General features: G+C 64.4%; 1 protein-coding gene. It reads right to left on the reverse strand.

The features are described 5' to 3' along the window. Positions 1-33: 33 nt before the first annotated feature. Positions 34-1,226 (reverse strand): IS3 family transposase gene (locus IWX78_RS16300; protein ID WP_196834690.1). Its coding sequence is split into 2 segments (ribosomal slippage): positions 34-939 and positions 942-1,226, totalling 1,191 coding nucleotides; the frame shifts between segments, so codons are not numbered across the junction. Between the last annotated feature and the right edge of the window lie 70 nt (positions 1,227-1,296).

A 1,296-nucleotide genomic window follows, 5' to 3' on the forward strand; every position in this document is an offset into this window, starting at 1 on the left:
GGGACTGCTGCACGGATAGGTGACAGGTTGTAGTTACGCCGCCAGTGCGACGGTCGTGTTCATGATGACCTCGAACTCGACCGGCGTCAAACGGCCGAGGGCTGCTTGTCGACGGCGCCGGTGGTAGGTCCGTTCGATCCAGGTCACGACTGCGATCCGCAGCTGCTCTCGGGTGGTCCAGGAGTGACGGTCGAGGACGTTCTTCTGCAGCAGCGCGAAGAAGCTTTCCATGGCCGCGTTATCGCCGCACGAGGCCACTCTTCCCATGGATCCGACCAGTCGGTGACGGGCCAGAGCGCGGAGGAACTTTCGGCTTCGAAATTGGGATCCTCGATCGCTGTGAACGATGCAGCCAGCAACGTCGCCTCGCATCGCGACGGCGTTCTCCAGCGCCCGGACGGCCAGGCTCGACTTCATCCTGGAGTCGATGGAGTATCCGACGATCTTGTTGCTGAACACGTCCTTGATCGCGCAAACGTAAAGCTTGCCCTCACTCGTCTTGTGTTCCGTGATGTCGGTCAGCCAGAGCTGGTTCGGACCTTCTGCGGTGAACTCGTGCCGGATTCGCCCGTGCTCGTCGGTGACGGTGCAGTGGTCGTCGTGGACAGGCGGGCCGGGCTTCTTGCCGCTCTTGCCCCGTTTCTTCCCGAACGCGGACCACCAGCCGTTCTGCGACGCGATCCGCCACGCGGTCCGGTCCGCCATCGACTCGCCGACGTCGCGGGCCTCGTCGGCCAGGAGTCGATGCCCGAACTCGGGGTCGTCGCGGTGCGCGTCGAACAATGCGTTCGCACGATACGCCTCCACCACCTCGCCGGGCGTGATCGGGTTCACCAGCCACCGGTAGTAGGGCTGGCGGGAGAGCTTCAGAACCCGGCACGTCACCGTCACAGGGACCCCTGCGACGGCGAGCTCAGTCACGAGCGGGTAGAACCTTTTCCCGGCAGGTTCGCTTGCGACAGATACGCCGCCGCCCTCCGCAGCACCTCGTTCTCCTGCTCCAGCAGCCGGATCCGTTTCCGTGCCTCCCGCAGCTCGGCCGAATCGGTGCGGGACTGGCCGGATTTGGATCCGTCGTCGACCGCGGCGCGTTGCAACCACTTCTGCAACGTCATCGGGTGAACACCGAAGTCTTTCGCGATCTGCTCGATCGTCACACCGGGTTCGCGGTTCCTCGCGACGCGCACCACGTCGTCACGGAACTCGCTCGGGTAGGGCTTAGGCACAATGCCATCCTTCCAGGCCGCCCTCCCGGGCAAGCCAGATCAGATGTCACCTTTCCGTGCAGCAGACCCG

This window comes from Mycetocola sp. CAN_C7 (genome assembly GCF_015752285.1).
GTDB lineage: Bacteria > Actinomycetota > Actinomycetes > Actinomycetales > Microbacteriaceae > Mycetocola_A.